20 protein-coding genes, 6 tRNA genes and 1 riboswitch are annotated in these 26,573 nt (G+C 70.8%); of the genes, 13 read left to right on the top strand and 13 right to left on the bottom strand.

Going from position 1 to position 26,573, the window contains the following annotated elements; translation table 11 throughout:
• Window positions 1-188 precede the first annotated feature (188 nt).
• From ACF09J_RS03260 to purM, 3 genes are all read left to right on the top strand, one after another.
• Window positions 189-992, top strand: coding sequence for a sterol carrier family protein (locus tag ACF09J_RS03260; protein ID WP_392303674.1), 804 nt, complete (start codon window positions 189-191; stop codon window positions 990-992).
• Between the two features lie 235 nt (window positions 993-1,227).
• Entirely contained in the window at window positions 1,228-2,757 is a 1,530-nt protein-coding gene (purF, locus tag ACF09J_RS03255; RefSeq protein ID WP_392303673.1) for an amidophosphoribosyltransferase, read from the top strand.
• Between the two features lie 32 nt (window positions 2,758-2,789).
• Window positions 2,790-3,857 (top strand): phosphoribosylformylglycinamidine cyclo-ligase, encoded by a 1,068-nt coding sequence (gene purM, locus ACF09J_RS03250; RefSeq protein WP_392303672.1) that lies wholly within the window; start codon window positions 2,790-2,792, stop codon window positions 3,855-3,857.
• A gap of 143 nt (window positions 3,858-4,000) precedes the next feature.
• Here purM and ACF09J_RS03245 read toward each other — a convergent pair whose 3' ends face one another.
• Window positions 4,001-4,252: a DUF3073 domain-containing protein gene (locus tag ACF09J_RS03245; RefSeq protein WP_361419022.1), complete on the bottom strand. Its 252-nt coding sequence runs from the start codon at window positions 4,250-4,252 to the stop codon at window positions 4,001-4,003.
• 299 nt (window positions 4,253-4,551) lie between these two features.
• Window positions 4,552-5,646 (bottom strand): Leu/Phe/Val dehydrogenase, encoded by a 1,095-nt coding sequence (locus ACF09J_RS03240; RefSeq protein WP_392303671.1) that lies wholly within the window; start codon window positions 5,644-5,646, stop codon window positions 4,552-4,554.
• Between the two features lie 282 nt (window positions 5,647-5,928).
• Here ACF09J_RS03240 and ACF09J_RS03235 point away from each other — a divergent pair, with 282 nt between their 5' ends.
• Complete coding sequence (locus ACF09J_RS03235; protein ID WP_392303670.1) at window positions 5,929-6,798, top strand: hypothetical protein; 870 nt, start codon at window positions 5,929-5,931, stop codon at window positions 6,796-6,798.
• Window positions 6,799-7,343: 545 nt separating this feature from the next.
• Window positions 7,344-7,550 (top strand): developmental transcriptional regulator BldC, encoded by a 207-nt coding sequence (gene bldC, locus ACF09J_RS03230; RefSeq protein ID WP_003949541.1) that lies wholly within the window; start codon window positions 7,344-7,346, stop codon window positions 7,548-7,550.
• 475 nt (window positions 7,551-8,025) lie between these two features.
• On the opposite strand, the gene ACF09J_RS03225 is transcribed toward bldC, so the two are convergent.
• The 3 genes from ACF09J_RS03225 to hrpA all read right to left on the bottom strand — a co-directional run bounded on the left by ACF09J_RS03225 (window position 8,026) and on the right by hrpA (window position 12,591).
• A complete protein-coding gene (locus ACF09J_RS03225; protein ID WP_392303669.1) occupies window positions 8,026-8,220 on the bottom strand; it encodes a DUF6274 family protein in 195 nt (64 codons plus the stop codon).
• A gap of 201 nt (window positions 8,221-8,421) precedes the next feature.
• Window positions 8,422-8,496: transfer RNA gene (locus ACF09J_RS03220), tRNA-Asp, on the bottom strand.
• 93 nt (window positions 8,497-8,589) lie between these two features.
• Window positions 8,590-12,591, bottom strand: coding sequence for an ATP-dependent RNA helicase HrpA (hrpA, locus tag ACF09J_RS03215; protein ID WP_392303668.1), 4,002 nt, complete (start codon window positions 12,589-12,591; stop codon window positions 8,590-8,592).
• Window positions 12,592-12,663: 72 nt separating this feature from the next.
• Here hrpA and ACF09J_RS03210 point away from each other — a divergent pair, with 72 nt between their 5' ends.
• Window positions 12,664-13,899 (top strand): RNA-guided endonuclease InsQ/TnpB family protein, encoded by a 1,236-nt coding sequence (locus ACF09J_RS03210; RefSeq protein ID WP_392303667.1) that lies wholly within the window; start codon window positions 12,664-12,666, stop codon window positions 13,897-13,899.
• 231 nt (window positions 13,900-14,130) lie between these two features.
• On the opposite strand, the gene ACF09J_RS03205 is transcribed toward ACF09J_RS03210, so the two are convergent.
• The 4 genes from ACF09J_RS03205 to ACF09J_RS03190 all read right to left on the bottom strand — a co-directional run bounded on the left by ACF09J_RS03205 (window position 14,131) and on the right by ACF09J_RS03190 (window position 16,134).
• A tRNA-Phe gene (locus ACF09J_RS03205) sits at window positions 14,131-14,204 on the bottom strand.
• A gap of 25 nt (window positions 14,205-14,229) precedes the next feature.
• Window positions 14,230-14,304: transfer RNA gene (locus ACF09J_RS03200), tRNA-Asp, on the bottom strand.
• A 48-nt stretch (window positions 14,305-14,352) separates the two neighbouring features.
• Window positions 14,353-14,425: transfer RNA gene (locus ACF09J_RS03195), tRNA-Glu, on the bottom strand.
• A gap of 80 nt (window positions 14,426-14,505) precedes the next feature.
• Entirely contained in the window at window positions 14,506-16,134 is a 1,629-nt protein-coding gene (locus tag ACF09J_RS03190; protein ID WP_392303666.1) for a metallophosphoesterase, read from the bottom strand.
• Window positions 16,135-16,213: 79 nt separating this feature from the next.
• On the opposite strand from ACF09J_RS03190, the gene ACF09J_RS03185 reads away from it, so the two are divergent.
• Complete coding sequence (locus ACF09J_RS03185; RefSeq protein ID WP_392303665.1) at window positions 16,214-16,564, top strand: metallopeptidase family protein; 351 nt, start codon at window positions 16,214-16,216, stop codon at window positions 16,562-16,564.
• A 259-nt stretch (window positions 16,565-16,823) separates the two neighbouring features.
• On the opposite strand, the gene ACF09J_RS03180 is transcribed toward ACF09J_RS03185, so the two are convergent.
• Entirely contained in the window at window positions 16,824-17,144 is a 321-nt protein-coding gene (locus ACF09J_RS03180) for a hypothetical protein (protein ID WP_392303664.1), read from the bottom strand.
• Window positions 17,145-17,414: 270 nt separating this feature from the next.
• Here ACF09J_RS03180 and ACF09J_RS03175 point away from each other — a divergent pair, with 270 nt between their 5' ends.
• The gene (locus tag ACF09J_RS03175; protein ID WP_392303663.1) at window positions 17,415-19,598 is read left to right on the top strand and encodes a DEAD/DEAH box helicase; all 2,184 of its coding nucleotides are present in this window, start codon (window positions 17,415-17,417) and stop codon (window positions 19,596-19,598) included.
• 208 nt (window positions 19,599-19,806) lie between these two features.
• A tRNA-Lys gene (locus tag ACF09J_RS03170) sits at window positions 19,807-19,879 on the top strand.
• A gap of 86 nt (window positions 19,880-19,965) precedes the next feature.
• Here ACF09J_RS03170 and ACF09J_RS03165 read toward each other — a convergent pair.
• Window positions 19,966-21,882 (bottom strand): hypothetical protein, encoded by a 1,917-nt coding sequence (locus ACF09J_RS03165; protein ID WP_392303662.1) that lies wholly within the window; start codon window positions 21,880-21,882, stop codon window positions 19,966-19,968.
• Between the two features lie 336 nt (window positions 21,883-22,218).
• Here ACF09J_RS03165 and ACF09J_RS03160 point away from each other — a divergent pair, with 336 nt between their 5' ends.
• Window positions 22,219-22,620, top strand: a complete 402-nt coding sequence (locus tag ACF09J_RS03160) for a hypothetical protein (protein WP_392303661.1) — start codon at window positions 22,219-22,221, stop codon at window positions 22,618-22,620.
• Between the two features lie 32 nt (window positions 22,621-22,652).
• On the opposite strand, the gene ACF09J_RS03155 is transcribed toward ACF09J_RS03160, so the two are convergent.
• Window positions 22,653-23,486 (bottom strand): ABC transporter permease, encoded by an 834-nt coding sequence (locus ACF09J_RS03155; RefSeq protein ID WP_392303660.1) that lies wholly within the window; start codon window positions 23,484-23,486, stop codon window positions 22,653-22,655.
• Complete coding sequence (locus ACF09J_RS03150) at window positions 23,483-24,181, bottom strand: ATP-binding cassette domain-containing protein (protein WP_392303659.1); 699 nt, start codon at window positions 24,179-24,181, stop codon at window positions 23,483-23,485. The genes ACF09J_RS03155 and ACF09J_RS03150 overlap by 4 nt, the downstream gene beginning before the upstream one ends.
• A 101-nt stretch (window positions 24,182-24,282) precedes the next feature.
• Here ACF09J_RS03150 and ACF09J_RS03145 point away from each other — a divergent pair, with 101 nt between their 5' ends.
• The 3 genes from ACF09J_RS03145 (at window position 24,283) to ACF09J_RS03135 (ending at window position 26,169) form a co-directional block, all read left to right on the top strand.
• A complete protein-coding gene (locus ACF09J_RS03145) occupies window positions 24,283-24,690 on the top strand; it encodes a transcriptional regulator (protein WP_392303658.1) in 408 nt (135 codons plus the stop codon).
• A gap of 152 nt (window positions 24,691-24,842) precedes the next feature.
• Complete coding sequence (locus ACF09J_RS03140; RefSeq protein ID WP_392303657.1) at window positions 24,843-25,973, top strand: dihydrofolate reductase family protein; 1,131 nt, start codon at window positions 24,843-24,845, stop codon at window positions 25,971-25,973.
• Between the two features lie 122 nt (window positions 25,974-26,095).
• Window positions 26,096-26,169 (top strand) — tRNA-Met (locus ACF09J_RS03135).
• A gap of 244 nt (window positions 26,170-26,413) precedes the next feature.
• A riboswitch (cyclic di-AMP (ydaO/yuaA leader) is annotated at window positions 26,414-26,570 on the top strand.
• Window positions 26,571-26,573 lie beyond the last annotated feature (3 nt).

The raw sequence follows: 26,573 nt of genomic DNA, 5'->3' as shown, positions 1-26,573 counted from the left end.
GCCGGGGGGGGGTGGTGGGCCCCCTCCCCCCCGTGGGGGGGGCCCGGGCGGGGCGGCCCCGGGGGGGGGGGGGCGGCGGGGGGGGGGGGCCGGGGGGGGGGCCCCCCCCCCCCGGGGGGGGGCCCCCACCGCGTTCCCCACGGTCACGGGCCGGTGGGGCCGGGCCCTGAAGGCATAGGCTCACTGTCATGTCTCCGGTCAAGAAGCGTGCTCGGTCCCGGACCTACGATCCCGGCAGGACCCGTGGTGCCGTGCTGGCGCAGTCCGGGCATGTGCGGGAGGCCGTGAGCGGGCTGAGTGCCGAGCAGCTCGCGCTGCCCACGCGGCTCGGGGACTGGAGCGTGCGGGATCTGGTCGCCCATGTCGGCATGGCCCTGACGGCCGTCGGCCGGCTGCTCGAGGAGCCCGAACCTGCCCGGCAGGACGGCGCCCTGCTCGACTGGCCGTCGGCCATCGGCGCCGACGCCCCAGCCATCGCCGCCCACGCCCGCGAGCTCGCCGAGCGGAACCCCGACCTGGGCGCGTACCTCGACGCCGCCGAGCGGGACTTCACGGCCGCTCTCGCCGCGCACCCCGGCACCCGGCTGCTCGGCACCAGCGCGGGCGCCCTGCCGCTGGCCGACTACGTGGTCACCCGCACCGTCGAGCTCGTCGTCCACACCGACGACCTGAACGCCGCCGTGCCGGGCCTGGACATCCCCTACGACCGCCAGGCGCTGGCCGCCGCCACCCGGCTGCTCGCCGACGCGCTCGCCGCCCGGGCGCCCGGCGGATCGACCGAGGTGCGCATCCCGCCGTTCGCCGTCGTGCAGTGCGTGGAAGGCCCCCGGCACACCCGCGGAACCCCGCCCAACGTCGTCGAGACCGACCCGCTGACCTGGGTCCGGCTGGCCGCCGGCCGGCTGTCCTGGGGGGACGCCGTGGCGGCCGCCCGGGTCAGCGCGAGCGGGGAGCGGGCCGATCTCGGCGGGCTGCTGCCGCTCCTGGCCTGAACGCGCTCACCGCGGCATCCACGGTCCGAATGATGTGCGACACCTCACTCACGTCCGCCCGGGAAAAGTCCGCAGCCCCGTTCCCGCAGTGCCCGGGCCGACGGATGGATCATCGACACACCCCTCTGACCTGCTGAAACGCCGATGGCGCGCAAGAAGCGGCGGGAAAGTGGTCCCGGACCGGCGCGCATCCCCCAATTCGGACCAGTGGTCGACCTCGCCTACACTCGGACGCGTGCCACGTGGTGACGGACGACTCAACCACGACCTGCTCCCCGGCGAGAAGGGCCCCCAGGACGCGTGCGGCGTCTTCGGAGTCTGGGCTCCGGGTGAAGAGGTCGCGAAACTCACGTACTTCGGGCTGTACGCCCTCCAGCATCGGGGCCAGGAATCCGCGGGCATCGCGGTCAGCAACGGCTCCCAGATCCTCGTCTTCAAGGACATGGGACTGGTCTCCCAGGTCTTCGACGAGACCTCCCTCGGCTCCCTCCAGGGTCACATCGCGGTCGGACACGCCCGCTACTCGACCACCGGCGCCTCCGTGTGGGAGAACGCCCAGCCGACGTTCCGCGCCACCGCGCACGGATCGATCGCCCTCGGACACAACGGCAACCTGGTCAACACGGCCCGGCTCGCCGAGCTGGTCGCCGACCTGCCGAAGGACACCAACGGGCGCTCCACCCGTGTCGCGGCCACCAACGACACCGACCTGCTCACGGCCCTGCTGGCCGCCCAGGTCGACGCCGACGGCAAGCCGCTGACCATCGAGGAGGCGGCCCACGCCGTCCTGCCGCAGGTCAAGGGCGCCTTCAGTCTCGTCTTCATGGACGAGCACACCCTCTACGCCGCCCGTGACCCGCAGGGCATCCGCCCGCTGGTCCTGGGCCGCCTGGAGCGCGGCTGGGTCGTCGCCTCGGAGACCGCCGCGCTGGACATCACCGGCGCCAGCTTCGTCCGCGAGATCGAGCCCGGCGAGTTCGTCGCCATCGACGAGAACGGCCTGCGCTCCTCCCGATTCGCGGAAGCGAAGCCCAAGGGTTGTGTCTTCGAGTACGTGTACCTGGCCCGCCCGGACACCGACATCGCGGGCCGGAACGTCTACCTCTCCCGGGTCGAGATGGGCCGCCGCCTGGCGAAGGAGGCCCCTGCCGAGGCCGACCTCGTCATAGCGACCCCGGAGTCCGGCACCCCCGCCGCCATCGGCTACGCGGAGGCCTCCGGCATCCCCTTCGGCAGCGGCCTGGTGAAGAACGCCTACGTCGGCCGGACCTTCATCCAGCCCTCGCAGACCATCCGCCAGCTCGGTATCCGCCTGAAGCTGAACCCGCTGAAGGAAGTCATCAAGGGCAAGCGCCTGGTCGTCGTCGACGACTCGATCGTACGCGGCAACACCCAGCGGGCCCTGGTGCGGATGCTGCGGGAGGCCGGCGCCGCCGAGGTGCACATCCGCATCTCCTCGCCGCCGGTGAAATGGCCCTGCTTCTTCGGCATCGACTTCGCCACCCGGGCCGAGCTCATCGCCAACGGCATGAGCATCGACGAGATCGGCACCTCCCTGGGCGCCGACTCGCTGGCGTACATCTCCATCGACGGCATGATCGAGGCGACCACCATCGCCAAGCCGAACCTGTGCCGTGCCTGCTTCGACGGCGAGTACCCGATGGAACTGCCCGACCCCGAGCTGCTCGGCAAGCAGCTTCTGGAGTCCGAGCTGGCCGCAGGCCCGGCCGCCACGGCCGCGGCCGACGCGATCCGCCGCCCGTAAGCACGCAAGACGACACGAAGGTTCCCAAGGTCATGTCTTCCGAGACCACTGGCGCCAGCTACGCGAGCGCCGGCGTCGACATCGAGGCGGGCGACCGCGCCGTAGAACTCATGAAGGAGTGGGTGAAGAAGACCCGCCGCCCCGAGGTGCTCGGTGGCCTCGGCGGCTTCGCCGGCCTCTTCGACGCCTCCGCCCTCAAGCGCTACGAGCGCCCGCTGCTCGCCTCCGCCACGGACGGCGTCGGCACCAAGGTCGACATCGCCCGCCGGCTCGGCGTGTACGACACCATCGGCCACGACCTGGTCGCCATGGTCATGGACGACATCGTGGTGTGCGGCGCCGAGCCGCTGTTCATGACCGACTACATCTGCGTCGGCAAGGTCCACCCCGAGCGGGTCGCCGCCATCGTCAAGGGCATCGCCGAGGGCTGCGTCCTGGCCGGCTGCGCGCTGATCGGCGGCGAGACCGCCGAGCACCCGGGTCTGCTCGGCGAGGACGACTTCGACGTCGCCGGCGCGGGCACCGGCGTCGTGGAGGCGGACCGGCTGCTCGGCCAAGATCGCATCCGTAAGGGTGACGCGGTGATCGCCATGGCGTCCTCCGGGCTTCACTCCAACGGGTACTCCCTGGTCAGGCATGTGCTGCTGGACCAGGCCGGGCTGCCGCTTGAGGCGCACGTCGAGGACCTCGGCCGCACCCTCGGCGAGGAACTGCTGGAGCCGACCAGGATCTACTCCCTGGACTGCCTGGCCCTGATCCGCACCACCGAGGTGCACGCCTTCAGCCACGTCACCGGCGGCGGACTCGCCGCCAACCTGGCCCGGGTGATCCCGGACGGTCTGCACGCCGTGGTCGACCGCGCCACCTGGACCCCGGCCCCCGTCTTCGACCTGGTCGCGAAGACCGGCGACGTCGAGCGGCTGGAGCTGGAGAAGACCCTCAACATGGGCGTGGGCATGATCGCGATCGTGCCCGAGGAGTCGGTCGACGTGGCCCTCGCCACCCTGGCCGACCGAGGCGTCGACGCCTGGGTGGCCGGCGAGATCACCGACCGCGGCGCGCACCCCACGGGCGCGGCCCTGGTGGGGGACCACGCGTGAGGCGCACCGTGACCGGCACGCTCCGGCCGCCGATGCCCGGTGGGCGTCGGCGGGCGCACGAAACCCGGTCCGGTGCGTGAGCCCCGGACCGGGTGAGGTGCGATGCCTACGGCACGCCGGAGACGGCTGAGCCGCCGCGGGCGCTATGCGCCGCGACGGTGCTGCCGCGAGGAGTTGTCGTCCTCGTCCTCGTCGTCGTCCTCGTACAACTCGGCGTACCGTGAGTACAGGTCGTCGTCGTGCTCATCGTCCTCGAAACGGTCGCCGTTCGGTGACTGATTCGACGTTGATGCGCCCAGCTCCTCGGCCAGGCGTGAGAGGTCCGTCCCACCGCTGTTGTACTTCAGCTGGCGGGCGACCTTCGTCTGCTTGGCCTTGGCCCGGCCGCGCCCCATGGCTCGACCCCCTCAACGACGGGGCTCAACGGCCCCAGAGTCTGACACGCGTTCATGATCCGGAACGGGCTCTCCATGGAGAGACCGGTCCGTAGGGCTTCCACGGTACCTGAGCCCGCGCCCATACGGTACGTCGCCCACCGGACGCGCGTGTGCACAGAACCGTAGAGGAAGCCTGTCCTTGCTGGTCAGTGGCGATTTTAACCACTTATCCGCAGACGACCCGCCGGTGGAAGTGAGAGTTCTCTCCAACCGTCCACCGGCAGGTACCGCACGGACGTGCGATGTCCGCCGTGCCGTCAGCGGGCGTTCCGGGCGTTCCGGGCCTCCGACATCCGCTGCTCGGCGATCCGGTCGGCCGCGGCAGCCGGCGGAATCCCGTCCTCCTTCGCACGTGCGAATATGGCGAGCGTGGTGTCGAAGATCTCCGACGCCTTCGCCTTGCACCGGTCGAAGTCGAAGCCGTTCAGCTCGTCGGCGACCTGGATCACACCGCCGGCGTTCACGACGTAGTCCGGCGCGTAGAGGATCGAGCGGTCGGCGAGGTCCTTCTCGACGCCCGGGTGGGCGAGCTGGTTGTTGGCCGCGCCGCACACCACCTTGGCGGTCAGCACCGGCACGGTGTCGTCGTTCAGGGCGCCGCCGAGGGCGCAGGGGGCGTAGACGTCCAGACCCTCGGTGCGGATCAGCGCGTCGGTGTCGGCCGCCACCTGAACGGCGGGGTGCGTGTCGACGATGCGCTGCACGGCGTCCTGCCGGACGTCCGTGATCACGACCTGGGCGCCCTCCTTGAGCAGGTGCTCGACGAGGTGGTGCCCGACCTTGCCGACGCCCGCGATGCCGACCTTGCGGTCGCGCAGCGACGGATCGCCCCACAGGTGCTGGGCGGAGGCGCGCATGCCCTGGTAGACGCCGAAGGAGGTCAGCACCGAGGAGTCGCCGGCGCCGCCGTTCTCGGGCGAGCGGCCGGTGGTCCACCGGCATTCGCGCGCCACGACGTCCATGTCGGCCACGTACGTGCCGACGTCGCAGGCGGTGACGTAGCGGCCGCCGAGCGAGGCGACGAACCGCCCGTAGGCGAGCAGCAGCTCCTCGGTCTTGATCTGCTCCGGGTCACCGATGATCACGGCCTTGCCGCCGCCGTGGCCCAGGCCGGCCATGGCGTTCTTGTACGACATGCCGCGCGCGAGGTTCAGCGCGTCGGCGACGGCCTGCTCCTCGTTCGCGTACGGGTAGAAGCGCGTGCCGCCGAGCGCGGGGCCCAGGGCGGTGGAGTGGATGGCGATGACGGCCTTGAGGCCGCTGGCGCGGTCCTGACAGAGCACGACTTGCTCATGACCCCCCTGCTCCGAGTGGAACAGGGTGTGCAGGACGCCGTTGGTCACGTCGGTCACGGTGGTGACTCCCGGGTAAGTAGCGGCGAGCGGGGACTGACCCTCCGAGGACCCCCGCGCGTTGTGGTGGCGGGGGCGGCAGGAGGGGTGGTGGGCGGCGGCCGGTGGGCCGCTCAGCAGGAGATTAGACCCTGACCCCGGCTTCCATGACCCTGGTGGTCGGGATCACCCTCCCCCGGAGTACGCCGCCACCCGGGCGTGGGACGATTTGCAGTGGTTTTCCGTCCACCCGGGTGCGGGCCGGGCGGGTTTCGGGTCCGGTCCGGTGGGGAGGGAGCAGGCGTGCCCAAGGTGTCCTCCGTGGTCGTTCCGTACGCGACCTACTTGCGCGTCTACGAGCCGCTGGCCGCCTTCCCGGAGCCGGAGCGCAGCCACTGGGCGCGCTATGCCCGCCGCCCCGACCGCCCCTCCTACCAGGACGAACTGCGCCGTTCCCTGGCCGACCTGCTGCCCACCCCGCCGATGCCGGTTCCGGTGCACGAGAGCCCGGACGCGTTCGTGCTCGACGTCGACGGGGTGGTCTGCGTCTGCCCCTGGCGCACCCGGCTGCGCGGCTGGCAGGCCCTGGGCGACCTCGCCGAGGAGTTCCCGGCCGTCGTGCTGGACGCGGTGCTGCCGCCGCTGGTGCGCCACCAGGCCACCCAGGACTACGAGCGCTGGCTGGCCGACAACCCCGACGCCCGCCCCTGGATCCGCACCGCGACCTGGCAGGTGCCGCTCAACTGGTTCGTGCTGGTCTCCGACGAGGAGCGGGAGTACGTCAAGGGCTCCGGGGACTCCGGCGCCCCCGCCGGCTTCGGGGACGACGTGCCGGTGCTGCGCTACCGGACGCCGATGGTGCAGGCGCGGCGGCGGGTGGCGCGCGGGCTGCGGGCCCTCAAGGACGCCATCGACGAGGGGCCGATGATCGACGGCCTGGTGGACGTCGGACGCTGGCTGGAGGAGTTCCACCCGCGTTCGCTGGTGGAACTCGACTACGGCGGTCTGGTGCACGCGCTGCCGGCCGGTGAGCTGGAGGGCGACCACTCGGCCGCCGATGTGGCCGAGGGGATCGAGGCGCTGCGGCAGGGCGACGGGGCGGTCGCCGGGGAGGCGTACGGACGGCTGGTGGAACGCTGGCGGGCGGTCCGCGACCGGCGGTCCGCGAACTGACGCCCCGCCAGGACCGGCATGAGAAGTGATGCAGATCACGGTCGGACGGGGGCGTGAACCGCGTACCGTCGAGGGCGTTTCCGGGAGCTGACGGGACGTAGGTTCCGATCCGGGCGTTTGCATCAAGGGTGACGGACAGCACTTACCCGACCCTTGCGCCGCTTGCCACTCCTCGTGCCAAAATAGGACAAGGAGTCCGGGGAGGACTCCATCCGTCCAACTGTGCTCCACTGTGGGCGGAATCTCCGCATTGCACTCTTTGGGGGGTCTGGTGACTCCTGTTCGCGCTGTGACTGATCGTCACAGTGGCGTGACTGTCCGCTATGGCATGGTCCATCGGCTTCCGTCGCTGATGAACACCTGGGAGGGCAATTCCATCGGTTTGGCCGACGCGGCTGGACAGATGGTGTAGTTGTAGTGCCGAGGACAAGCCGTTCGTCCTATAACCGACTCGACTCGCGTCCGCCATTTCGGGCAACGCGGGTCAAGGTGCAGAATTTAGAGGAAAGAACCGAGAAGGTTCGGTTCTCCCGAGGAGGCCGCTCATGACCGCTCGCACCCCTGATGCCGAGCCGCTGCTGACCCCGGCTGAGGTCGCCACCATGTTCCGCGTCGACCCGAAGACGGTCACGCGCTGGGCGAAGGCCGGCAAGCTCACGTCGATCCGCACGCTCGGCGGGCACCGCCGCTACCGCGAGGCCGAGGTCCGCGCACTGCTCGCGGGCATTCCGCAGCAGCGCAGCGAGGCCTGAACAACCGAATAACCGGACGAACCGGCTGGTCCCCCTACTGGCCGAGGCGCCCGGAACCACAGCTCCAAGCGACGCGGGTCCTGCCCCAACAGGCCCCACGCCCAAGCCGTCAGAGCTTCGCAGGCAAGTGAACAAGGGTGCGTCGTCGATCGCGCTGGACTCCGCCGGGTCCAGCGCGATCTTTTTTGTGTGCCTTCCGGGGCCCGTGGGGTGGCTCTGTGAGCGGGCTTGTCGGAGTCTGGGGAGGCTCGGCGGATCATCTGTGGAGCAACGTGCAGGGCGGTGCAATTGCACATATTAAATTGACCCTGTGTAGGGCGGGAGTAAATACCGCACTTTCAGAAACTCATTCAGTGACACCCGTCACACGCCGAGGCGCTTGTTGCCGACCCGGTCTCTGCGCTAGTGGAAGCTCCGGTTCCATCGCCCCACGCCCGCAAGGGAGTTCGGGATCCGAGGCGCGTCCCGGCCCGGCTCACGCCGTCGGGGCGCCGCCGTCCTCCACCGGCCCCTCCTGGGCGCCTGAAGCCGTCCGAGGGGCGCCGGCCATCTCCAGGCGCAGCAGGTGCCGACAGACGGCGCAGCGACCGGTGAGATGGCGGTACGACGAGGCCGCCGCGAGATGTGCGCGCAGCAGCGCCCGCGTCTCGTGCCTGGCCGATGCCGCCATACGCCACCTCCGGTGAACCGCGGGGGAGCGGAGCCTGTTCCCTGGGTACCGAGGGAATGTGACGCCGTCAAGACACGGCGGCGGGCCACAGGGCGCCCCAGGGTCCCTCCGGCGTTCCGGAACAGGCCGCGCCGGCGGGGCGTGTGAGCGCACGAGAAGAGGGCCCGCACCCCCTCGGGGGTACGAGCCCTCTTGACAAAGCGGTCCTGACGGGATTTGAACCCGCGGCCTCCACCTTGACAGGGTGGCGAGCACTCCAAACTGCTCCACAGGACCTGGTTTCGCGGCGCCATTCGTGCGTTGCGCCGCGAGAAGAGACTGTACAGGAGCAGGGCCCCGGGGTCGAACTCACTTAGCGTGCAGGAGCCGTCACGGGGCGGCCGCGTCGATCGCCTTCACGATCCGCTTGTCGGAGACCGGGTACGCCGTGCCCAGCGCGTGCGCGAAGTAGCTCACCCGGAGCTCCTCGATCATCCAGCGGATGTCCAGGACCGAGGACGGCACCGGCCGGCCCCGCGGCATCTGCTCCAGCAGCCACGCGTACTCGTCCTGCATCTCATGGACCTTCTCCATGCGCGTGGTGTCCCGCTGGACGCTCGTCGGCATCTGCTGGAGACGACGGTCGGCGGCCACCAGATAGCGCATCAGATCCGGCAGACGCCGTACCCCGGACGCCGTCACGAAACCGGGCTTCACCAGGCCGTCCAGCTGAGCCCGCAGGTCCGCCAGGTTCGGCAGCAGCGCGGGGCTGCGTACCGCCTTCAGGCGACGCTCACAGGCCTGCCAGGCGGCCAGCACCTGCTGCACCTGGCCCACCGTCCGCACGGTCGTGTCCACGATCTCGGCACGCACCTTGTCGTACAGCTTCCGATACGACTCCTCGTCCCAGACCGGCCCGCCGAAGTCCGCGATCAGCCGGTCCGCCGCCGCCGTCGCACAGTCGTCGAACAGCGCCTGGATCGAGCCGTGCGGATTCGCCGAGAGGCCGAGCTTCTGCTGGTTGCTCAGCTTTTCGGACGCGAACTTCGCCGGGTTGACCGGGATGTTGCGCAGGATCAGCCGCCGCGTGCCCCGCCACATCGCCTCGGCCTGCTCGGCCTCGGTGTCGAAGAGCCGCACGGACACCGTGTCGCCGTCGTCGACGAGCGCCGGATAGGCCTTCACCGGCTGGCCGGCCCGGCGCGTCTCGAAGACCCGGGGCAGCGTGCCGATGGACCAGTCGGTCAGGCCCTTGCGCTCCAGGGACTCCCCGCCCTGCCGCTCCGCGGTCGCCGCGGCGGCCTGGGACAACGCCTTGCGCGCCCTCGGCTTCAGCTGCAGCTTCAGCGCCTGGAGGTCCTTGTCCTCCGCCAGCTTGCGGCGCCGCTCGTCGACGATCCGGAACGTGACCTTCAAATGGTCGGGGACCCGGGACCAGTCGAAGTCCTCGGCCTCGAAGGGCACACCGACCATGCGCTTCAGCTCGCGTGCCATCGTGGTCGTCAGCGGCTCCTGCAAGGGCACCGCCGACTCCAGGAACGCCTTCGCGTAGTTCGGCGCCGGCACGTAGTTGCGGCGGATCGGCTTGGGCAGGGAGCGGATCAGCTCGGTGACGACCTCCTCGCGCAGCCCCGGGATCTGCCAGTCGAACCCCTCGTCCGTCACCTGGTTCAGCACCTGCAACGGGATGTGGACGGTGACGCCGTCCGCGTCCGCGCCCGGCTCGAACTGGTACGTCACCCGGAACTTGAGATTCCGCTGCCGCCAGGAGTCCGGATAGTCGGCCTTGGTGACCGCCTCCGCCGACTCCCGGATGAGCATCTCCCGCTCGAAGTCCAGGAAGTCCGGCTGCTCGTGCCGCTTCTGCTTCCACCACGAGTCGAAGTGCGCCCCGGACACCACGTGTTCCGGCACCCGCGTGTCGTAGAAGTCGAACAGCGTCTCGTCGTCCACGACGATGTCCCGGCGCCGGGCCCGGTGCTCCAGCTCCTCCACCTCGCTGAGGAGCTTGCGGTTGTCGGCGAAGAACTTGTGGTGCGTACGCCAGTCGCCCTCGACGAGCGCGTTACGGATGAACAGCTCCCGGCTGAGCTCCGCGTCGATCCGCCCGTAGTTCACCTTCCGCTGGGCGACGATCGGAACGCCGTACAGCGTCACCTTCTCGTACGCCATCACCGCCGCCTGGTCCTTCTCCCAGTGCGGTTCGCTGTATGTTCGCTTCAGCAGATGCCCCGCGAGCGGCTCGACCCACTCCGGCTCGATCCTCGCGTTGACCCGGGCCCACAGCCGGGACGTCTCCACGAGCTCCGCGGACATCACGAAGCGCGGCGGCTTCTTGAACAGCGCCGAGCCGGGGAAGATCGCGAACTTGGCGTTGCGGGCGCCCAGGTACTCGTTCCGGCCGCCGTCCTTGCGCGCGCCGGGCCCGGAGTCCTTGGACTCCTTCACATCCTTCATGCCGATGTGCGACAGCAGACCGGCCAGCAGCGAGACGTGGATCCGGTCGGCGGGCGCGTCCTGGTCGTTGAGCTCGATCCCCATCTGCTTGGCGACCGTGCGCAACTGACTGTAGATGTCCTGCCATTCACGAATACGCAGGAAGTTCAGGAACTCCTGCTTGCACATCCGCCGGAACGACGAGGAGCCCCGCTCCCGCTGCTGCTCGCGGAGATAGCGCCACAGATTGAGGTAGGCGACGAAGTCACTGGTCTCGTCGCGGAAACGGGCGTGCTGCTGATCGGCCTGCGTCTGCTTCTCGACGGGACGCTCACGCGGGTCCTGGATGGACAGCGCGGCCGCGATCACCATGACCTCGCGGACGCAGCCGTTGCGGTCCGCCTCCAGCACCATACGGGCCAGGCGCGGGTCCACCGGCAACTGGGCGAGCTTGCGGCCGGTGTCCGTGAGCCGCTTGCGGGGGTCCTTCTGCGCCGCATCCAGCGCGCCCAGCTCCTGGAGCAGTTGCACGCCGTCACGGATGTTGCGGTGGTCCGGCGGGTCGATGAACGGGAACTTCTCGATGTCACCGAGACCCGCCGCCGTCATCTGGAGGATGACCGAGGCGAGGTTGGTCCGCAGGATCTCCGCGTCCGTGAACTCCGGGCGGGCGACGAAGTCGTCCTCGCTGTAGAGCCGGATGCAGATGCCGTCGGACGTACGCCCGCAGCGGCCCTTGCGCTGGTTGGCGCTCGCCTGCGAGACCGGCTCGATCGGCAGCCGCTGCACCTTGGTGCGGTGGCTGTACCGGGAGATCCGGGCGAAGCCGGGGTCGATGACGTACTTGATGCCGGGAACGGTCAGCGAGGTCTCGGCGACGTTGGTCGCCAGGACGATCCTGCGGCCGGAGTGCGGCTGGAAGACCCGGTGCTGCTCGGCGTGCGAAAGCCGCGCGTACAGCGGCAGCACCTCCGTGCTCCGCCAACCAGCGCCTCCGGCGCGGGCGTCATTCTTCTTGTTGAGCGCGTCGGCGGTGTCGCGGATCTCCCGCTCCCCGGAGAGGAAGACGAGGATGTCCCCCGGCCCCTCGGCCATCAGCTCCTCCACCGCGTCCGTGATCGCGGTGATCTGGTCCCGGTCGGCGTCGTCGGAATCCTCCTCGAGCAACGGCCGGTAGCGCACCTCCACGGGATACGTCCGCCCGCTCACCTCGACGATCGGGGCGTCCCCGAAGTGCCGCGAGAAACGCTCGGGATCGATGGTGGCCGAGGTGATGACGACCTTGAGGTCCGGCCGCCGCGGCAGCAACTGCGCGAGATAGCCCAGCAGGAAGTCGATATTCAGGGACCGCTCGTGCGCCTCGTCGATGATGATCGTGTCGTAGGCCCGCAGCTCACGGTCGGTCTGGATCTCAGCGAGCAGGATGCCGTCCGTCATCAGCTTGACGAACGTGGCACCGGGATCCACCTGGTCGGTGAACCGCACCTTCCAGCCGACGGCCTCACCGAGCGGGGTGTCCAGCTCCTCCGCCACACGCTCGGCGACGGTACGGGCGGCGATCCGGCGCGGCTGGGTGTGCCCGATCATGCCGCGCACACCCCGGCCGAGCTCCATGCAGATCTTCGGGATCTGCGTGGTCTTCCCGGACCCCGTCTCACCGGCGACGATGACGACCTGATGAGCACGGATCGCGTCGGCGATCTCATCCTTCTTCTGGCTGACCGGCAGCTGCTCGGGATAGCTGATCGCCGGCACCCGGGAACGCCGGGCGGACATGCGCTCCTCCGCCTTCCCGACCTCGCCCTCGATCTCGGCGAGAACGGCGGCACGCGCCTCCGGCTTGCGAATCTTGCGCGCACCTTCGAGCCTGCGGCCGAGCCGGTGCGCGTCACGCAGCGACAACTCGTTCAGCCGGGAGGCGAGGGCGCCGAGGGCGGGGGCGGGATGCGTAGACATACGGGACCCAGGATCTCATCCTCAGGAAAATCCTGGCGAACGCTTTTGCCCGCGGCCGCCGGCGGTGACCACATGCACGTGTTCACCCAGAGTGATGAATCACATGCGTTTCCCGGAGCGAACGCCTGTGGCCGCCTAGCGTCTTTGTTCGTGAAACTCGTCGTGCGCGTCAAACTGCTGCCGTCGGCCGAACAAGCCGCCGCGTTGCAGGCGACCCTGGAGGCCTGCAACCAAGCAGCCAACCACGTCTCGGGCATCGCCCACCACACAGGCGTGCGACGCAACCGTGAACTACGAGCCCTCGTATACACCGACGTGAAGAACGGCTGGGGACTCGGCGCCCAAGCCGCACAACACGTGGTGAAGAAGGTCGCGGACGCGTACACCGCCCTCCGGGCCCGGCGGAGGAAGACCACCGCACGTCGCCCCCACGGGACCATCAGCAAACCGATCGGCTTCCGCAACGACGCAGCCCAGACCTACGACGACCGCATGCTCTCCTGGCAACTGGACCAGCGCACCGTCTCCATCTGGACCACGACCGGACGAATGAAACGCCTCGCCTACACAGGCGGCGAAGAACAACTCCAGTTGCTCCAGCACTACCGCCAAGGCGAAACCGACCTGCTCCTCCGCGCCGGCCAGTGGTACCTGGACGCCACGATCGACGTACCCGAAACCCCACAGAACCCGCAACCCCAAGGCTTCATCGGAGTCGACCTCGGCGTCGCCAACATCGCCACCACCTCGACCGGCCACCGACACAGCGGCCGACGTCTCAACCGCACCCGGCACAACGACCGCACGCTACGCACCCGACTCCAGCGGAAAGGCACTCGGTCCGCGAAACGCCGCGCCAAACGACACGCAGGCAAGGAAGCCCGGCGCGCGCGAGACATCAACCACAAGATCAGCAAGCACATCGTGGCGGAGGCGCAACGCACCGGCCGCGGAATCGCCCTGGAAGACCTCGGCGGCATCCGCGAACGGGTACGGCTGAGGAAGCCCCAACGCGTCACGATGAACTCCTGGGCCTTCGGCCAGTTGCACGCTTTCATCACGTACAAGGCACGCCGACTCGGCGTCCCCGTGGTCTGCGTGAACCCGAGCTACACCAGCCAGGAGTGCGCCCGCTGCCACCACATCGACCAACGCAACCGGCCCAGTCAGGCCGTGTTCGCGTGCAGGTCCTGCGGCTTCGTTGAGCACGCGGACCTCAATGCGTCCCACGTCATCGGCCAACGCGGCTGGTGGGTGTGGGTCTGCGGGGCCGAGTCACAGGTCCCTGCCCTCACGCTGATCGCGTAGGGCTGGATGCGCCGTTTCCGTCGAAGCCATCGGCGGGAGCGAGCTGCAAGCCGGGGAGCTCAGCTTCCGGGCAGCGGACGCGGACGCTCGTACGGGCGTGTCGGACGCAGGCCGGGGAGCGTGCTTCGGGCAGCGGACGCGCGCGCTCGTACTTGGCAGGGTGCTTGTACGACGAGTGGGATTCATGACACATACAACAAGGCCCCGATCCATGGATCGGGGCCTTCGCTGTGGCTGGGGCCGGGGTCGAACCGGCGACCTATCGCTTTTCAGGCGATCGCTCGTACCAACTGAGCTACCCAGCCATTGAGGTTTCATGTGAAACCTCAGCGGTCCTGACGGGATTTGAACCCGCGGCCTCCACCTTGACAGGGTGGCGAGCACTCCAAACTGCTCCACAGGACCATGGATGTGTGCGAACCGACGAACGTAAGTGTCGCACACCGTACTGCGTGCCCCCAACGGGATTCGAACCCGTGCTACCGCCTTGAAAGGGCGGCGTCCTAGGCCGCTAGACGATGAGGGCTATCGGCCCGCCTGGGCGCTTCTCAGCGCGTCGGGGACGTGAAAAGCATAGGGGATGGCCGGGGGTATCGCCAAAACCGTTTACGAGCCGGTGGGGGAGGGGGTGGAGGCGGACGGGCCGGACGGGGTGGCGGTGGCGCCCGGCTTGTTCTCCTCGGGCAGGTGGCGGCTGACCTCAGCCGTCGTCTGCCCGAGGCCGCCCAGCTTGATCGCGTCCCAGGCCTGGAGACGGCGGCTGTCCCGGTCGAGGTAGAGGATCGACGCCTCGATCGGGGCCGGGTACTTCCCCTCGACCGCGCGCAGTCCGCTGCCGCCGGTGGACCCCTCCATGCGCAGCCGCGTGCCGTACCTGAGGACTTCCGTTCCCTCGTGGTGGAGGTGGCCGCAGAGCACCAGTGGCACGGTGCCGTCCGTCTCGCGGGCGGCGGAGGGTTCGTGGGCGATGGCGATGTCGGCGGGGGTGCCCTTGGCCCGCTGGTCGCGCAGGGCGGAGGCCAGCCGGGCGCCGGCCAGTTCCTCGGACGCGTCGGCGCCCTGCGCGCCGGAGCGGTCGGGGGTGAACTGGGGGTCGCCGATGCCGGCGAAGCGCAGACCGGCGACGGTCTCGGCGCGCCCGTCGTCGAGGACGTGCACGTTCTTCATCCGCTCCAGGTAGCGCTGGGTGATCTTCGAGTCGTGGTTGCCGCGCACCCAGACGTAGGGGACGCCGAGGTCTTCGATCGGGTCCAGGAAGCCGTTCTCCGCCGCGGAGCCGTGGTCCATCGTGTCGCCCGAGTCGACGATCACGTCCACCTTGTACTGCTCCACCAGCGAGGCGACGATCTTCCAGCTCGCCGGGTTGAGGTGGATGTCGGAGACGTGCAGGACTCGGATGGTCGTCGGGTCCGGCTGGTAGGCGGGGAGCGTGGAGGTGACGTCGTAGAGCTTGGTCACGTTCGTCACCAGGCGCGCCAGTTCCTGCTGGTAGACGTCGAACTCGGTGACGATGCTGCGTGCGTTGCCGACCACGGAGGGCGCCGAGGACAGCAGTCCGGAGAATTTCGGCTCCAGTACGGACTTGGGGTTCCAGGTGGCGTACGCCGTCGCTCCGGACGCGGCGAGCAGGGTCAGGGCGAGACCGCCGGCCGCCAGGGCGCGGCGCGGGCGGCGGTAGACCGCCAGGCCGAGCGCGGTGGCGCCGGCGACGACGGCGACGCAGGACCGCAGGGCCAGGTCGAGGGTGCCGTGTTCGACGTCGTGCGCCACTTCGTGCTGGATGCCGGAGAGGCGTTCCGGGTGGTCGACGAGGGCCTGGGAGCGGGCCGGGTCGAGTTGGTCGACGTTGACGTCGAGGCGGACCGGGGCGATGTGGCTGGCCAGTTCCAGGGAGCCGAGGGGGGAGATGTTGATCTTCGTGCCGCCGCTCAGGGAGGGGCGCAGGGCCATCGTGGTGTTCATGGGGCCGACAGGGGCCCGTACGTTGCCGACGACGAGCAGCCCCAGCCAGGCGCCGACCAGGACGACGGCCACCAGTGCGGCGGCGCGTGCCCAGGGGCGCGGTTCGTGAGCCAGTGACAGGTCGGCGCGCGGGTGCGGCGAGCGGCGGCGGAGGGCGGCGGGCGCGGCCTTCCGTACGGCGGCGTGCGCCGCTTTCCGTGTGGCGTGCGCCGCCCTCCGTATGCCGCGGAGGGAGTGCGGGCGGTTCGGGTCTGCGACGGGGACGCGGGGCATTGGGCGCGTATGCCCATGCCCGACACCCGATATGCCCGTGGGCGGCACGGTCGCGTGGGTGGTACCGGACAATGACCGTGTGCTGGAGATGACGCGCGAGGAGTTCGAGGAACTGGTCGCCGAGGCCCTCGACCGGATTCCGCCGGAGCTGATGCGGCTGATGGACAACGTCGCGGTGTTCGTCGAGGACGAGCCGCCCGCCGACGATCCGGAGTTGCTGGGGTTGTACGAGGGGACCCCGTTGACGGAGCGCGGCGAGTGGTACGCGGGGGTGCTGCCCGACCGCATCACGATCTACCGCGGGCCGACGCTGCGTATGTGCGAGACACGGGAGGACGTGGTCGCGGAGACGGAGGTGACGGTGGTTCACGAGATCGCCCACCACTTCGGGATCGACGACGAACGTCTGCACGCGCTGGGCTACGGCTGACCCTCGCCGGGTGCCGTCGCGTGTCCTCCCGCGGGTGAAGGGAGTTGGGCACGGCGACTTCTTCCTCCCGGAGGTGGCCCGTGCGCCCCTTGTACGTATCCGTCCGTCTCGCCGCGACGGTCGCCGTCGTCACCGCCGCCGCGGGTTGCATGAGCGTGGGGGAGGACGCCGGCGGCGCGGTCAGGCCGTCGCACTCCGCCGGAGCGAAGGGTGGCCGCGTTCCGGGTGGTGGGGACGCGTTCTCCGATGGTGGCGCGGGTCACGCCGGTGGCGGCGGGGACGGCAGGCGTGACCACGGGGGGAAGGGGAAGCCGGGCGCGTCACCGGCCGCGTCGGACTCGCCGTCAGCCGAGCCGGGCGCGTCGGTGGCGCCGGGTGAGGGCGGGGTGCCGCCGAGGGCGGGCGAGCCGACGCCGGTCGAGGTGGTGCCGGTGCCTCCGCAGACGTCCGCCGCGCCCGAGCAGCCGCCTGCCTCGCCGCCTGCTCCGCCGGCCCAGTCGGACCCGCCGGTGACCGAGCCCTCGCCGTCGGCGCACGACGGCACGGGGTCGCAGCTGGAGCAGCGGGAGCGTCCGTACAAGCCGGGTCGGCGGCCGCACTGGCAGAGGGGGTGAGCTGACCTGCGGTGACGCCGCCGGTTCGCCTTCGCCGCGCCGCCGGTTTGCGTTCGGGGGTGCAGGGTGCGTATGGTGGTAGATCGTTTGATCCCATTTGCCCGGCGCCTACGCAGAGCGCGCCGTGTGGCGCGTACTCTCCTTTGCCGTGGCGGACCGCATCGAGGCGGTCGTGGCGCGAAATCACGGAGTTGACGGGCGCGTGCCGACGAGACTCCGGAAGGTTTCGCATTCGCATGTCCATTTCCACCGATCACGTCGTCGTGCCCGAGAACGCCGACGACGCTCCCGAGAACAACGAGGCCCCGGAGAGCACCTTCGCGGACCTCGGGCTGCCCGAGGGCGTCGTCCGCAAGCTCGCGCAGAACGGCGTGACCACGCCTTTCCCGATCCAGGCCGCGACCATCCCGGACGCCCTGGCCGGGAAGGACATCCTGGGCCGGGGCCGCACCGGCTCGGGCAAGACCCTGTCCTTCGGTCTGCCGACCCTGGCCACGCTGGCCGGCGGCCGCACCGAGCGGAAGCGGCCGCGTGCGGTCATCCTCACCCCGACCCGTGAGCTGGCCATGCAGGTGGCCGACGCCCTCCAGCCCTACGGCGACGTCGTGGGCCTGCGGATGAAGGTCGTGTGCGGCGGCACTTCCATGGGCAACCAGATCTACGCCCTGGAGAAGGGCGTCGACATCCTGGTCGCCACGCCGGGCCGGCTGCGGGACCTCATCAACCGCGGCGCCTGCTCCCTGGAGGATGTGCGCATCGCGGTCCTGGACGAGGCCGACCAGATGTCCGACCTGGGCTTCCTGCCCGAGGTCACCGAGCTTCTCGACCAGGTTCCTGCGGGCGGTCAGCGCATGCTGTTCTCCGCGACGATGGAGAACGAGATCAAGACCCTCGTCGACCGTTACCTGGCCGACCCGGTCAGCCACGAGGTCGACGCGGCGCAGGGCGCGGTGACGACCATGTCGCACCACATCCTGATCGTGAAGCCCAAGGACAAGGCGCCGGTCACCGCGGCCATCGCCTCCCGCAAGGGCCGCACCATCATCTTCGTGCGCACCCAGCTGGGCGCCGACCGCGTGGCCGAGCAGCTGCGCGAGGCCGGTGCGAAGGCCGAGGCGCTGCACGGCGGCATGACCCAGGGTGCCCGCACCCGCACGCTGGCGGACTTCAAGGACGGGTACGTCAACGTCCTGGTCGCCACCGACGTCGCCGCTCGCGGCATCCACGTCGACGGCATCGACCTGGTGCTGAACGTCGACCCGGCCGGCGACCACAAGGACTACCTGCACCGGGCCGGCCGTACGGCCCGCGCGGGCCGTACGGGCACGGTGGTTTCGCTGTCCCTGCCGCACCAGCGGCGTCAGATCTTCCGCCTGATGGAGGACGCGGGCGTGGACGCCTCGCGCCACATCATCCAGGGCGGCGCGGCCTTCGACCCGGAGGTCGCCGAGATCACCGGCGCGCGGTCGATGACGGAGGTGCAGGCGGAGTCCGCGGGCACCGCGGCCCAGCTCGCCGAGCGCGAGGTGAACCACCTCGCCAAGCAGCTCGAGCGTGCGCAGCGGCGCGCGGCCGAGCTGCGCGACGAGGCCGACCGGCTGGTGGCCCGGCTCGCCCGCGAGCGCGGCGAGACCGTGACGTCCGAGGGTTCGGACGTGGTGGCCGGGGAGCAGGTGGTGGCCGAGGTGTCGGTGCCGGAGCAGCCGGCGGCCCGGGACGTGGAGCGCATCGACCGGGAAGAGGGCGTCGAGCGCGAGGAGCGTACGGCGGCCCCGTCGTCGTACGACCGGCGTGAGCGGCGTGAGGACCGGGGCGGTTTCCAGCGCGACCGTGACCGTGCGCCCCGTTCCTTCGACCGTCGTGACGACCGTGGTTCGTTCGACCGTCGTGACGACCGTGGCGGTTTCAACCGGGACCGCGACCGTGACCGCGGCGACCGGGGCGGCTTCCGCCGTGACGACCGGGGTGACCGCGGCGACCGCGGTGGCCGTTCCTTCGACCGTGACCGTGACCGCGGCTTCGAGCGCCGTGACAACGACCGCGGCTTCCGCCGTGACGACCGGGGTGACCGGGGCGACCGCGGTGGCCGTTCCTTCGAGCGGCGTGACGACCGGGGCGGTTTCCAGCGCGACCGTGACCGTGCGCCCCGTTCCTTCGACCGTCGTGACGACCGTGGTTCGTTCGACCGCCGTGACGACCGCGGCGGCTTCCGCCGGGACGACCGTCCGGCCCGGCGCGACGAGCGCGGCGGGCACCGCGGCAGCGACCGTCCGTTCAACCGCGACCGCCAGGGCGACCGCCCCGGGTTCCGCTCCGGCGGTCACGAGCGCCCCTACGGCCGCCGTGACGACCACCGCGGCGGCGGTTCCGGTTCCTTCGGCCGCCGCGACGACAAGCCGCGCTGGAAGCGCAACGGCTGACGCGGGCTGAACCCACTCGCGAGGGCCCGTACGACTCCTGTCGTACGGGCCCTCGCGGTTTTTCAACCGCCCCTGCCTGCGAGGTGGTTGTCGACGGCTCCACGGTCCTGGAACGGACCCCGCACGGGTACGCCGGCCACGACGCACCCCGGATACCCGATCGGCGACGGGCGCTCCTCCCGCTATGCTCGGGTAGGCAACATCGCCTGGGCCCTTAGCTCAATTGGCAGAGCAGTGGACTTTTAATCCATTGGTTGTGGGTTCGAGTCCCACAGGGCCTACCGGCGTCCGCGCCATCGGAACCCCCGCTGACCTGGTCAGACGGGGGTTCCGTCGTTCTCGGCGCCTGCTCGGCGGCCCCGTTCGCTCAGTTCCGCCGCAGCACCCGGTTCAGCCCCGTCGCCGCCGTCGTGGCGAGCAGCCATCCGGCGGCGACCAGGGCGACGACGGCCCAGCGCAGGGCGCCGTGCGGGGCGTACGCGGTCTGCTGGCCGAAGTCGACGACGGGGATCAGCACGTCGAGGGTGTAGATGGCCGGCTGGAACCCCGGGGGTGTGCCGTCGCCGGACGGGGTGGGTGGGTGGGCGGCGAAGAGGGCGGTGCCCGCGGCGAAGAGAGCCGCCAGCAGCCAGACCGCGCGTTGAGGACGGTACCCGTAGCCCACGGTGGCGTCCTGCAGCAGGCTCCAGGCGCGGGCCGGGCGGGAGAGAGTGCGGCGGAGCCTGCGCTGGCGGGCGAGGAGGACGGCGCGGGCGTCGGCGTCCCGGCCCTGTTGCCGGTAGTGCGCACCCAGTTGCTCGTAGGGCTGCGGGACGAAGCCGCCGGGGTCGCGGTCGAGCCAGGGCAGGCGGTCGCGGGCGGGGAGGACCGGCTGGACGCCGTCATAGCCGAAGCCGTCGAGGACGAGGGTCCGGGGCCAGGTCGCCGGGTCGTCGCGGAGCACGCCCACCCGGGTGTGGCTGAGGTCGACGATGCCCTCAGGGGCCTCGCCGAAGCTCATCACCAGCTCGGCGGCGGTGGACCGGCGGCAGGTGAGGGCTCGTTTCCCGGCGGGGGCGTCGATGCGCGCGCCCCGGAAACAGAGCCGGGCGCGGACCGTGACGCCGCCGACGGCCACCCGGCCGTGCGCGGTGAACCCGTTGCAGCAATTGAATTCGGCGCCTACCTCGGTCCCGTGAGCCCGTAGCGCGGTGTCCGTGGTGTCCTCGCCGACCGGGGCGGTGAGGTCGGCGCCCTCGAAGAGGATCGAGCCGCCGATCCGCGCGTCGCAGAGGTCGATGGTGCCGCGGGCGACGAAGCCGCCGCGGAAGTTGAGGTTGCCGCCGACACGCAGTCGGTCGGCCTTGAGGGCGTCGCCCCACGGGTTGTCCAGCCGGGCCCGTTTCAGGGTGACGGTGCCGCGCACCGAGCTGTCGCGCAGTTCGAGGCAGCCGTGCACGGTGAGACCGCGCCCGGCCTGGATGTCGCCGCCGACGGTCGCGCAGAGGAGTTGCAGCGCCGGTTCGCCGCGGTTCTGGCCGGTGCCGGTGAGGGTGGCGTCCTCCAGGTGCACGGAGCCGCCGATCGAAGCGCCGTAGAGGTTGATGGGGCCCTCGGAGGTGAAGCCCCGGTCGAGGTGGAGGCCGCCGGCCACGTGGAGTTCGGGTGCCTGCAGGAGGACGCCGGGGCCGCGCAGGCGGGCACCGCGGAAGCCGACGGTGTTCCGGACCTGGGAGCTGCTGAGGCGGACCGGGCCGGTGCAGGTGGTTCCGTCGGCGGAGAAGTCCTCCTGCACCAGGAGGGATTCGGCGTCCAGCGCCGGTCTGCCCACCGGCGCGGTGAGCACGGAGCCGTCCAGGGCGAGTCCGGCGCCGACGGTCGAGGAGCGCAGGGTGACGGTGCCGTCGATCCGGCAGTCGAGGAGCGCGCACTCACGGTCGAACCGGGCCCCGGCCGCGCGGATTCCGGGCAGATCGCAGTCGCGCAGCTCCAGGGCGCCGAAGTGCGCGCCGTCGAGCCGGGGCGCCGCGTCCAGTACGCAGCGGTGGAGTCGTACCGCGCAGGCGATGTCGGCTTCGGTGAGGTCCAGCGTGCCGGTGACGCGGGCGCCGCGCAGCCGGAGCCGGGCCAGGTGCCCGGGGGCCGGCGGCGGGGGCGCGAGCAGCACCCGGCGCAGCACCGCCGCGTCCACCTCGGGCACGTCGTCGCACCACTCGCCGTGCCGGTATGCCTCCCAGATCCGGAGCGCGTGCGGTCCCCAGCCCTGCGGTGCTGCCCCGTCCGGTGGGTGTCCGTCCGTGGTCATGAGCCCCTCCCTCCGCCCTGTACGGCCCTCCCCGGCCGCGGAGCACCGCATGGCTACCCCTGGGGCGGCCGGGCCAAGCAGAGCGGGGAACAAGGGAGTTGAAGGTGGACGGGGAGGGCGGTGCGGTCTACGCTCGGGCAGCCCTCGGTGGGCAGGCGTGGACGGACAGGTGTGCGCGGTCTCCCGAAGGGGCGACCGAGCGGGTCCGTACGCCAGGTTCGTACTCGACCCCGCTCGTTGCTCATGGGAGTCCCCGTGCTCGTTCGCCCTGCTGTGCCCGTGTTGCTCTTCGCCTCGTTGTTCGTCGCCGGATGTTCCGGCAGCGGGTCGTCCGAGGTGTCGGACACGAAGTCCCCTCCTCCGAGCTCCCAGGAGCTGGCCTTCTACAGATGCCTGGAGAAGCAGGGAGTGGTCCTGGAGAAGCGTGACGACGATCTGCTCCGGGTCGACAAGGACCGGAACGATCAGAAGACACAGACGCGCGCCGAGGCGAAGTGCGCGGATCTTCTTCCCGATCCGGTCACCGCGGCGCCGGCGCCGTCCGAGGCCGTGGCCTCGGCGCAGGCGTTCAGCGCCTGTGTCCGGAAGAACGGCTTCCCCGACTACCCGGACCCCGATCCGAAGTCCGGTCAGGTCGATCTGCCGGGCGACCAGGCGGAGGCGTACAGGACGCCCGAGTTCCTCGCCGCGGCCAAGAAGTGCTCGCCGGGTTCGGGCGGCGGCATCGCCGGCGGCTAACCCGCGCGTGGTGGGGCTGCGGGACGATCCCGTCAGTACGCCGACTTCGCCATCCGCCGCCGCTCGCGCTCGGAGAGCCGGCTTCCGGACTCCCGGCGGGCCATCCGCTGGAGCAGCCGCGGGGCCAGCGCGAGCCCGGTGACCGTCCAGAGCGCGAGCACGCCCGCGACGGTGGCGTGCTGCCATGAGCCGGAGACCTCCAGGACTCGAGCGCTGTCGGGCAGCAGCGCGGAACGGACGCCCTGCGCGATCCAGCGCAGCGGGAAGAAGGACGCCAGGTTCTGCAGCCATCCCGGCATGTCGCGCAGCGGCGAGAACGTGCCGGAGACGAGCATCAGGGCCATCATGGGCAGCATGTAGAGGCCGAGCGCTTCCCGCGCGGCGGGCAGCAGGGATCCGACGGCAGCCCCGATCGGCACGACGGCCGTGATGCCGAGGGCCACGACCCAGGCCAGTGTCAGCCAGCGCTGCGGGGTGTCCGGGAGGCCGCCGCCGAGCAGCAGGTGTCCGCCCAGCAGCAACAGCGCGATGGACACGGTGATGTTGACGAGGACGAAGAGGACCTTGCCGGTCAGGTAGGCGGTCATCGCGCCCGGTACGCCGCGCAGTCGCAGCAGTGTGCCGTCCTCACGGTCGCCGAAGAGGAACTGGGGGACGGTCATCAGGCCGAACATGAAGATCGTGGAGCCGATGCCGCCGGCCAGGGAGAGCTGCGTCGTGGCATCGTCGCCGCCCTGCGACCGCCAGTAGGAGACGGCGAGGAACAGCAGCGGCGTCGAGAGGTAGGCGTAGATGTCCTTGCGGCTGCGCAGCATCTGGCGCAGTTCGATGGCGCCGCGCGACAGACCGAGTCGGTAGGGGTTCACGCGGCGGTCTTCTCGTGGCGCCGGGCGGCGGCTGTCACCTCCGGCCCGTCCTCCGTCGTGGTCCGCAGTGCTTTCTCGTCGTTCTCCGCGACCATCCGCAGGTAGGTGTCCTCCAGTGTCGGACGGCGTACCGCCAGATCGGGGATCGGTCCCTGGAACTGCTGGTGCAGCTCCCAGACGACCTTCGACGGGTCCGCGGTGAGCCGTCGTTGGGGGACGCCGTCGGCGTCCGTCCAGGTGACCTCGGAGCGGGTCCTCGCGGCGGCGGCGAGCTCGGGGAGGGTGCCGCAGGCGGTGATGCGGCCGTACTGCAGGATGCCGACGCGGTCGGCGAGCTGCTGGGCCTCGCTCATGTCGTGCGTGGTGAGCAGCATCGTCGTACCGAGGCTGTCGCGCAGCTCGCGGATGAGGTCGTGGAAGTCGCGGCGGGCCTCGGGGTCGAAGCCGGTGGTCGGTTCGTCGAGGAAGAGCAGTTCCGGGCGGCCCACGATGCCCAGGGCGACGTCGAGGCGTCGCCGCTGGCCGCCGGAGAGGGTGCTCACCTGCTGGGCGGACTGTGCGGTGAGGCCCACCAGGCCGAGCAGCTCGGACGGGTCGAAGGGGCCTCCGGCCCCGTCTCCTGCAAGGTCATCGGATTCCCCCTGGATGCCGTCGCACTGAATGCCGTCACACCGCCGGACCGGCGACAGGTCCATGACGCCTGGCATGTTGTTGCCGCGAACATAGTAACTTTCCAGTAGGGAAAGTAAATGCGACTATCGAAACCACGCCGCGACACCGACGCTCGGAGGACCTGATGCACGACACCCCCGCTCCCGGCGTCCCCGACGCGCCGCGGGCCGCCGAGGCCGCCGAGGCCGCCGAGGAGCGGGTGCCACCCGCACTGGACGAGCGCATCCACCATCCCACCCGGCTCGCCGTCATGGCGTTTCTCTCCGGGTGCGCCGAGGCCGAGTTCCGTGCCGTCCGTGAGGGGTGCGGGATCTCGGACTCGGTGCTGAGCAAGGTGGTCGGTGCGCTGGAGGCCGCGGAGTACGTCAAGGTGCGCAAGGGGCACGTGGGCAAGCGCCCGCGTACGTGGCTGCGGCTGAGCCCGGAGGGCCGCCGCGCTCTCCTCGCCCATCTCGCGGCCCTGCGCGACCTGGCCTCCCGGGCGGCGGCCCTGGGCGCGGCGGCCGACGAAACCCCGGCGACGGAGGCGTAGTCCCCGGTACCGGTCGTGAAGGGCGCGGTGACGTCCGGTGCACCTGTGCGGCCTGCTTCAAGCTTGAGGCTGGTTGGTTGTTTCGTTCGAGTGAGTCCGACGGCGGGCCGGGTCCGTGACCGGTCCGGCCGCCTCCGAGGGAGAGTGCGTCCATGCCCCACCCGTACGTCCTGCTGTCCGCCGCCGTCTCGCTCGACGGCTACCTGGACGACACAGGCCCCGAACGCCTGCTGCTCTCCAGCCCCGCCGACTTCGACCGGGTCGACGAGGTGCGGGCGTCGGCCGACGCGATCCTGATCGGCGCAGGCACCCTGCGGGCCGACAACCCGCGGCTGCTGGTGAACTCGCCCGCGCGGCGGGCCGCGCGCCGCGCCGCCGGGAAGCCGGAGTACCCGCTGAAGGTCGCGGTCAGCGCCTCCGGCGAGCTGGACCCCGGGGCGCCCTTCTGGCACACCGGCGGCGAGAAGGTCCTGTGCACGACCGACGAGGGCGCGCTGCGGCTGCGGCGTACGGGACTGGCCGCCGACGTCGTGCCGCTGGGCGCCGAACTCGGCTGGCCCCGGCTGCTGGAGCACCTGCACGACGTGCGCGGGGTGCGCCGGCTCATGGTCGAGGGCGGCGGGACCGTCCACACCCAGCTCCTCCAGCAGCAGCTCGCGGACGAGGTGCAGCTCGTGCTCGCCCCCCTGTTCGTGGGGGACCCGGAGGCACCCCGGCTGTTCGGGCCCGGGACCTACCAGGGCGGGCGGCTGCGGCTGGTGGAGACGCGGACCATCGGGGACGTCGTCCTCGTGCGTTACGAACCCACCGCTCCCGGCGCCGCCGGCCGCGCCGCTCCCGCGGACCGGCACTGGCTCCGGATCGCCTGCGAACTGGCGGCCCAGTGCCCGCCGTCCCCTACCGCGTTCAGCGTGGGCGCCGTGGTGGTCGCCGCCGACGGGACCGAACTCGCCCGCGGGTACTCGCGGGAGGGGGGCGACCCGGTCGTGCACGCGGAGGAGGCGGCGCTGGCCAAGGTCGACCCGGCGGATCCGCGGCTGCCGGACGCCACGGTGTACAGCAGCCTGGAGCCGTGCGCCCGCCGCGCCTCCCGGCCGCGTCCGTGCGCCCGGCTGATTCTGGACGCGGGGGTGCGGCGGGTGGTGACGGCGTGGCGGGAACCCGACACGTTCGTCGAGGGCGCCGACGGAACCGGGGTGCTGGCGGCCGGTGGCGCGGACGTCGTCGTGGTGCCGGAGTTCGAGGAGCCGGCCAGGGATCCCAACCGGCATCTGCTCGGCTGAGAGGCCCTCGTCCCCTGCCTGCGTCCCCCGCCCTCGCCGCCCACCGGAACCGTGTGACGGGAGGTGGGCGAGGAGGTTGGTGCGAGCCGCCTTCCGGATGGCATATACTGGTGTCACAACGACGCGGGGTGGAGCAGCTCGGTAGCTCGCTGGGCTCATAACCCAGAGGTCGCAGGTTCAAATCCTGTCCCCGCTACTGAAGGCTCAGGGCCGGAATCCGATTCATGGATTCCGGCCCTGAGTGTTTTCACGGGTGTGCGGGTGCTCGTCGCAAGCGCTCCGGAAAGTGGGGTCAACTCGCCCGGTTTTCGGTGCTCATGGACCGTAAGGTCGGGCCGGAAGGTTGAGTGATCAAGCCGAACGGCTTGGAATCAGGGGCCCGCGTCTATTAACGTTCGATAACGCAGCACGGTCGTCCCAGCCGTCACAAGAGGCGGCTCCGTGCGCGCACGCCGAATCCCGCAAGGGAACCGGGGAACCACCTACTTGGGGTGAATCGAGCGTAACCGCCGTGTGAGCACGGCTTGTTTACGCGCGTAGGAGACCTTCCCGCTCCGAACCCGTCAGCTAACCCGGTAGGCGATGCGGAAGGAAAGGAGT

The sequence above is a fragment of the Streptomyces sp. NPDC014889 genome (assembly GCF_043081205.1).
Lineage (GTDB): Bacteria > Actinomycetota > Actinomycetes > Streptomycetales > Streptomycetaceae > Streptomyces.
This window is presented reverse-complemented; position numbering and strand designations above follow the sequence as displayed.